4 protein-coding genes, 1 pseudogene and 1 other annotated feature are annotated in these 7,547 nt (G+C 63.1%); of the genes and pseudogenes, 3 read left to right on the forward strand and 2 right to left on the reverse strand.

The features are described 5' to 3' along the window. Positions 1–189: 189 nt before the first annotated feature. Together AC6A67_RS16895 and AC6A67_RS16900 are read left to right on the forward strand one after the other, a co-directional pair. A complete protein-coding gene (locus tag AC6A67_RS16895) occupies positions 190–1,413 on the forward strand; it encodes an AraC-like ligand-binding domain-containing protein (RefSeq protein WP_498037732.1) in 1,224 nt (407 codons plus the stop codon). Positions 1,414–1,569: 156 nt separating this feature from the next. After that, positions 1,570–4,359, forward strand: a complete 2,790-nt coding sequence (locus tag AC6A67_RS16900; RefSeq protein WP_498037733.1) for a bifunctional aconitate hydratase 2/2-methylisocitrate dehydratase — start codon at positions 1,570–1,572, stop codon at positions 4,357–4,359. A 228-nt stretch (positions 4,360–4,587) separates the two neighbouring features. Here the strand turns inward: AC6A67_RS16900 and AC6A67_RS16905 are convergent, their stop codons facing one another. After that, positions 4,588–5,337 (reverse strand): SDR family oxidoreductase, encoded by a 750-nt coding sequence (locus AC6A67_RS16905; protein ID WP_498037736.1) that lies wholly within the window; start codon positions 5,335–5,337, stop codon positions 4,588–4,590. A 174-nt stretch (positions 5,338–5,511) separates the two neighbouring features. On the opposite strand from AC6A67_RS16905, the pseudogene AC6A67_RS16910 reads away from it, so the two are divergent. Further along, positions 5,512–6,748: pseudogene (locus AC6A67_RS16910) on the forward strand (transposase domain-containing protein). Then, positions 5,830–5,946, forward strand: a sequence feature (AL1L pseudoknot). It overlaps the preceding pseudogene by 117 nt. A gap of 228 nt (positions 6,749–6,976) precedes the next feature. Here AC6A67_RS16910 and AC6A67_RS16915 read toward each other — a convergent pair. After that, entirely contained in the window at positions 6,977–7,417 is a 441-nt protein-coding gene (locus AC6A67_RS16915; RefSeq protein WP_498037734.1) for a hypothetical protein, read from the reverse strand. Between the last annotated feature and the right edge of the window lie 130 nt (positions 7,418–7,547).

A 7,547-nucleotide genomic window follows, 5' to 3' on the forward strand; every position in this document is an offset into this window, starting at 1 on the left:
TGCGTAGTCAAAGGTCAGCGGCATGCCTAGAATGCCTCTGGGCCAAGGCCGCATCACGCCGGGGGGCGTGGCGTGGCCAGAGGATGGCGAGGCGACGACCAGGGCCGGCCAGGTAGAGGCCCGGTAAAGGCCCGGCAAAGGTCCGGAACTTGTCCGGCGTTTGCGTGCACGCGACGGTGGGGGGAAGGCGTGAAACAACCGGTAGTGATCTCGACTGATCTGGTCGAGCCGGGCCACAGGACGGATCTGTGGCGCGCCGTGAATGAGCCGCTGTTCGACGCTGCTCCGTGGCGTGATCAGGGTGATCCGGTGATTGAGGGGTCGGTGAGCATGCGCCAGACGGGCGCGCTGATCACGGCCGCCATTACATTCAACCGCCAGGAGCTGGTGCGCGACCGCGCCGTGATACTCAAGAGCGGCCTCGACCATTATGTGTTGCAGGTGATTACCGCTGGGTCGTTGGCCGGCAATTTCGGCGGCGTCGATGTGGTGGCGCGCCCGGGCGACATTCTGATCATCGATCTTGCGCAGCCGTTGCAGAACCGCATTGAGGCTGGGGCGCGCATCACCGTGCTTGCCCCGCGTCAGCCGCTGGACCAGGCGCTTGGCGGGCGCAATCTGCACGGCGTCGTACTGCAGAAGGACTGGCCGATCACCTCCCTGTTGCGCAGCCATTTGCAGGGCCTGCACGCCGTATGCCTCGACATGTCGGACGCCGAGGCCGACGCCGCCCATGACGCCATGCTGCGATTGCTGGCGGCAGGGCTAACGCGTGGCGACATCGACGCCGCCACCGATCATTCCGCCCTCGGCCGGGTGTTGCGCCGTCGTATCCTCGCGTTCATCGACGCCCATATTCATGATCAGCAACTGTCGCCAGAGCTGATCATGAAGCGGTTTAATGTCTCGCGCTCGCACCTTTACCGCACCTTCGCCGGGGACGGCGGCGTGGCGAAACTGTTGCGCGACCGGCGCCTGGACGCGGCGTTTCGCGAACTGACGCACCCAGGCGCCCCTACCGTGCTGATCTCGGATCTGGCCTACCGCCTTGGTTCTCCAGCGGCAACCAGCTACTCCGGGCGTTTCGCGCCCGTTTCGGCGCCACCCCCAGCCAGGTCCGGGCTGAACGCGCTGGCGACGGCCCCCGCGCTGACGGCGCAGACGCCCTGCGGCGCTATTACGAAACCCTGCGCGACCGGGCGATCGGAGGCTGACGCAGCGCACGGCGGGTGGTCGCTCGCCACGGCTTCCGCCGCCACGCACGGGCAGCCATTGCCTCACCGCGTCCGCAAGGCCCTGACGTGCCAGAGCATCGCCCCAGCCCGCCGCTGCGCGCAGGGCTGGCGCGGCGTATGGCGCCTTGTCAGTCGGGCCGTGTTGGCGTACTCGGAACCCAAAGAAAACAGGGGCTGATGCGCGCGCATTGGTCGCCTGACGACCCGGGGGCTGCATGGTCTGGTCAGCCGTCGCTGTGATGCGCAGCGCGGCGCGCCGGTTGTGTGGCCAACCACAATTGCGGCGCCTGGCGCAGGCCTGATGAGCCAGACCCGTCATGATGTTGGATGAGCGATGACCCTCTATCTTGATTACCTTGCCGAAATCAAAAGCAGAGAAACCCAGGGTCTCGCGCCCAAGCCAATCGACGACGGCGCCCTGCTGGCCGAGATCATCACGCTGATCGAGGACACCGCCAACGCCCATCGCCCGGATGCGCTGAAGTTCTTCATTTACAACACCCTGCCTGGCACCACGAGCGCTGCCGGCGTCAAAGCCGACTTCCTGAAGAAGATCGTGCTCGGCGAGACCGAGGTCCCCGAGATCACCCCGGCGTTCGCGCTTGAGCTGCTGTCGCACATGAAGGGCGGCCCGTCGGTGCGCGTGCTGCTCGACATCGCTTTGGGCGATGACCCTGCCGTGGCCGCCCAGGCCGGCGACGTGCTCAAGACCCAGGTCTTCCTGTACGACGCCGACATGTTCCGGCTGCGCGACGCCTACAAGGCTGGCAACGCCATCGCCCGCGGCATTCTGGAGAGCTACGCGAGGGCCGAGTTCTTCACCAAGCTTCCCGACCTTGAGGACGAGATCAAGGTCGTCACCTTCATCGCTGCGGAAGGCGATATTTCGACCGACCTGCTGTCGCCCGGCAACCAGGCGCACTCGCGTTCGGACCGCGAGCTGCACGGCCAGTGCATGATCTCGCCCGCCGCCCAGCAGGAGATTGTGGCGCTGCAGAAGCAGCATCCCGACGCCCGCGTCATGATGATCGCCGAAAAGGGCACGATGGGCGTCGGCTCATCGCGCATGTCTGGCGTCAACAATGTGGCGCTGTGGACCGGCAAGCCGTCCAGCCCTTATGTGCCCTTCGTCAATTATGCGCCGATCGTCGCCGGCACCAATGGCATCTCGCCGATCTTCGCCACCACGGTCGATGTGACCGGCGGCATTGGCGTCAATTTGAAGAACTGGACCCGCAAGCTCGGCGCTGATGGCAAGCCGGTGCTCGACGCCGACGGCAACCCGATCCTCGAGCAGCAGTTCTCAGTCGACACCGGTCGCGTCCTGATCATCGACACCAGGAACAAGAAGCTGCGCGATGAGAACGGCAATGAGCTGGTCGACATCGCATCGTCCTTCACGCCCCAGCGCGTCGAGTTCATGAAGGCCGGCAGCTCCTACGCCATCGTCTTCGGCAAGAAACTGCAGACCTTCGCCGCCGAGACGCTTGGCGTCGCCGCCACGCCGGTGTTCGCGCCCAACAAGGAGATCTCGGTGGAAGGCCAGGGCCTGACCGCCGTCGAGAAGATCTTCAACCGCAACGCCGTGGGCGTGACGCCGGGCAAGGTGCTGCACGCTGGCTCCGACGTCCGCGTCATCGTCAACATCGTCGGCTCGCAGGACACCACGGGCCTGATGACCGCCCAGGAACTGGAGGCCATGGCGGCGACGGTAATTTCGCCGCTGGTCGACGGCGCCTATCAGTCGGGCTGCCACACCGCCTCGGTGTGGGACAAGAAGGCCCAGGCCAATATTCCGAAGCTGATGAGCTTCATGAATAATTTCGGCCTGATCACCGCGCGTGACCCCAAGGGCGTCTATCCGGCGATGACGGACGTCATTCACAAGGTCCTCAACGACCTGACCGTGGACGATTGGGACATCATCATCGGCGGCGACAGCCACACCCGTATGTCGAAGGGCGTGGCCTTTGGCGCTGACTCGGGCACCGTCGCCCTGGCCCTCGCCACCGGCGAGGCGACCATGCCGATCCCGCAGTCGGTGAAGGTCACCTTCAAGGGCGCGATGAAGCCCTATATGGACTTCCGCGACGTGGTGCACGGCACCCAGGCGCAGATGCTGAAGCAGTGCGGCGACAACGTCTTCCAGGGCCGCATCATCGAGGTGCACATCGGCACGCTGCTGGCTGACCAGGCGTTCACCTTCACCGACTGGACGGCGGAGATGAAGGCCAAGGCCTCCATCTGCATCTCCGAGGATGCGACGCTGATCGAATCGCTGGAAATCGCCAAGTCGCGCATCCAGATCATGATCGACAAGGGCATGGACAATGCCGCCGGCACGCTGAAGGGCCTGATCGCCAAGGCGGATGCGCGCATCGCCGCAATCCGCTCGGGCGAGAAGCCGGCGCTGCGCCCGGACGACAACGCGAAGTACTTCGCTGAAGTGGTGGTCGACCTCGATCTGATCGATGAGCCGATGATCGCCGACCCGGACGTCAACAACGCCGATGTGTCGAAGCGTTACACCCACGACACCATCCGTCCGCTGTCCTATTACGGAACGGACAAGAAGGTCGACCTCGGCTTCGTCGGCTCCTGCATGGTGCACAAGGGCGACATGAAGATCGTCGCCCAGATGCTGAAAAACCTGGAGAAGGCCCAGGGCAAGGTGGAGTTCAAGGCCCCGCTGGTGGTCGCCGCGCCGACCTACAACATCATCGATGAACTGAAGGCTGAGGGCGACTGGGAGATCCTGCAGCGCTATTCCGGCTTTGAGTTCAACGACAACCAGCCGAAGAGCGCCGCCCGCACCGAGTATGAGAACATTCTCTATCTCGAGCGCCCAGGCTGCAATCTCTGCATGGGCAATCAGGAAAAGGCCGAGAAGGGCGACACCGTCCTCGCCACCTCGACCCGACTGTTCCAAGGTCGCGTCGTGGAAGACAGCGCCGAAAAGAAGGGTGAATCCCTGCTGGCCTCGACCCCGGTCGTGGTGCTCTCCGCCATCCTCGGCCGCACGCCGAGCGCCGACGAGTACAAGGCTGCGGTGGCAGGCATCGACCTGACCAAGTTCGCCCCTCCGAAGACCACGCCGCTCGACGCCCGCTCGGTGCACTACTGATCGGGGGCGGCGCCGACGCCGCCTGTTAAACTGCGCGCTAATACCAGAACCCGATGAGCGTGACTCATCGGGTTCTGGCCAAGCCCGTGCGGCGCTTGAGCATTGCAGGATGCGGATGCGGATGCGTCAGCATCTTCGCATCCTGGTATGAGTTGCTGATGTCGCTGCGCGCCTCACCCATTCGGCAAGTCTTACGCCCAACCCTTGGACTCACACCCAGCCGTCCGGCTATTTCACAGCCGCATTGCCGCCATCGGCGAACAGCGCCGCGCCGGTGACGAAGCTGGCCATCGGGCTGGCGAGGAACAGGGCCGCTGCGGCGATCTCTTCAGGTTGGGCGATGCGTTTCATGGCGTGAAGGCCCGCCGCCCAGTCCTTCTGCGCCTGATCGCCGGCCATCTCGGTATCCACGCCGCCTGGCAGGAGCGCGTTGGCCCGGATGCCATGCGCGCTGTAATCGGCCACAATGCCTTTCACCAGCCCCATCAATCCCGCCTTCGCCGCGCCGTAAGCCGCCATGCCAGGCAGGCCGGCGCTGGTCCCGACGAAGCTTGATGTGAACACAAGCGCGCCGCCGCCGCGCGCCAGCATCGCAGGTATCTGGCTCTGCGCCCCCAGAAAAGCCGCGGTGAGATTGACGGACAGCGTCTGCTCCCATTCTTCCAGCGTAATGTCCGCCAGCGCCCTGACAGCGCTGACCGCGCCGGCATTGTTCACGGCAATGTCGAGCCCGCCAAATTCCTTCAAGGCTACGGCGACGACCCGCTGATGGGTTTCCGGCGCGCAGATATCGCCAGCGCACACCGCGGCGCGTCCGCCCTGCCCGCGTATCTCATCCGCAAGCTCATCCAACCGGGATTCTCGCCGCGCCGTCAGCACAACCGCCGCGCCATGGGCGGCGAACATCTGCGCCGACGCCCGCCCAATGCCCGACGATGCTCCCGTTATGAGCGCAATCTTACCGTTGAGTAGTGCCACTGCGTGTCCAACCTCTCTGCCTTGGGTCCCGTTAGAGGCATAGGCGGGCGTGATCCCCCGGACACTCCGTTTCCTGCTGGCAAACTCCGGTCTGGAATGCGAATAGCCGTCCGATCTCGCGCATGGCAACCGCGTGAAAGTTGCGCCTGTCCGCCTGTTTGAGCCGCTCCGGGCTTGCCGAAGGCTTCGACGTCCACACAGGATAGAGCCGCGACGCGCAAGACGACGAACAGGTTCTCAGCTGAGGTGCGTCAGCGGCGGTGGGGATGGTGATCGATCCTGAGGGTGATCATTCTTCCTGTTGGACTGCAGGCCAGTCGATGCCGGCGAAGATTGATTGCTCGGCGCGCACGCTGCTGGACTGGCTGAAAAGGGGCGGAGGTCGACGCCGGCAAGAGAGCTGGCGTGCCGTCAGACGTGGCCGAGTGAATGAAGGCGCCTGTGCTGGAACGCTGAACTGCGGCAGGCCAATGGGATCATGCGCAAAGGGTGCGCCTGTTTTGCCCACGCGGAGCTCGACCGCCCATTCCAACGATGATCACGTTCAGTGATCGTCACCGCGAGGTGCAAGGGGCCGAGCCGCTCTGCAGGGTGTTGCCGATCGCTCCGTCCACCTACCACACTCCCGTCGCCACTCGCGCATATTCCGGGAGGCTATCGGCGAGGCCAAGCCGGATCATGTGCCAAAGCCGCAGATCGCGCGTGTGTTAGCCGGGAGCTTCGAAGAGTACGGCCCGCGAAAGGTCTGGCGTCAGATGTTGCGCGAAGGCTTCGCGGTTGCACCCTGCACCGGAGAGCAGCTGATTGCCAACCTCGACTGGGGGGGGCATTCGCGGCAAGCGCATCCGCGTCGCACCATGTGCACGCGGCCATGTGAACCGGAAGTTCCACGTCCCACTCTCGAATTTGGCCTTCGGATATTGCCGGCGTCAGCACCTGCCCAAACCTCGTCGACGTAGCCTTCGTCATTAATGCCAATTCGTGTCGCATCGTCTGCTAGGGCGTGAGCCGGACATCATATGCGGGCTTCGGCTCGTCGCTCTCGTGCGAACCTTACACGGAAGGCGGCCAGTGCACCGGAGCGGTCAGGCGTTTCACTCCGATCCGGGAAACCCATATTTCGGCATCCACCATAAGAAACGGCTGGCACAGTCGGGTATAGAGCCGCCCATGGGTAATGTCGGCGACAGCTTCGCAGCCCTCTCGCCGACACGATAAACGGACTCTATAAGGCCGAAGTGTTCCAGCGGCGAGACCAGGGCGAAGCGTCGAGGCGGTCGAGGTCGCAACGCTGGCCTGGGTCGACTGGGTCGACAGTCGCGGGCAACTGGCGTCCATCGGCAAGACTCCACCGGTGGAAGCCGATGTGCGCTACGACACCACGCGGGAGCCCCAACCTGTAACAGCCTGACCTGAACAAAGCGGCATCTGGTAAATCCGGGGCGGTTCATATCGATCAGAAGTGCTGTCTTACGTTCGCCATTTAGCGTGTTATCCCGCCGTCCATGATCAAACTCAGCGCTGCCATGTAACTTGTTCCATGAGCAAATTTTAACTGGGTTCTTACAGCAGCGCAGTCAATCACATGGCCGCGGTTTGCCTGGCCGCGACCATCAGGCAATGATGCCGGGGCTAGGGCTTACGCACCGACGCTAAGGTTGAATTGCAGATTTGCGGCGGATCGGAGCGAAAAGTTCAAGACCGGAAAGCCGGTCGTTGGCGCCTGCGAAAGCCATTCACCCTGGCCGTCAACGACCCCAAGGAAACCTGTACCACGGCCGTTCATTAACGGGCCGGCCGACTCCCAAACAAAGTTGAAAGGCGTGCTCCCAAGCGCAGATTCATGCATAGTCCCAGAACTATTGGAGAACTCTTGCCCAAAAGTGAGGTATTGTGAGTCCACCACGCTCCTGACTGTGGTAAAGAAATCATCTTCCAGATTTGAAGGGGTCGCCAATCCGGCAAGATCCCATAAATCTGAATTCGGTATGGTTGGTTGCGCCGCGAAGCCAACCCCATTGCCAAGATTACAAAGTACGAGATAGCCACCCGATCGGTATGATCTGATAGAAACGAGCATTATATATATCCTGGATAATAATCTGTTTCATGTAGCTCATAAGCGGGCTTGGTGGCGCACGTGGACGGTTCGAAAAACCTGGTGCTTTGAGGGCTCTGGAGCGAAACTGAGGCTGTCAGATTTTGGAGGC

It is taken from the genome of Camelimonas sp. FR25, assembly GCF_059740505.1.

What these genes read in the sequence shown, in the direction of transcription:
- AC6A67_RS16900 (WP_498037733.1), top strand. Translation starts at nt 1,570, where the DNA reads ATGACCCTCTATCTTGATTACCTTGCCGAAATCAAAAGCAGAGAAACC.
- AC6A67_RS16915 (WP_498037734.1), bottom strand. Translation starts at nt 7,417, where the DNA reads ATGCTCGTTTCTATCAGATCATACCGATCGGGTGGCTATCTCGTACTT.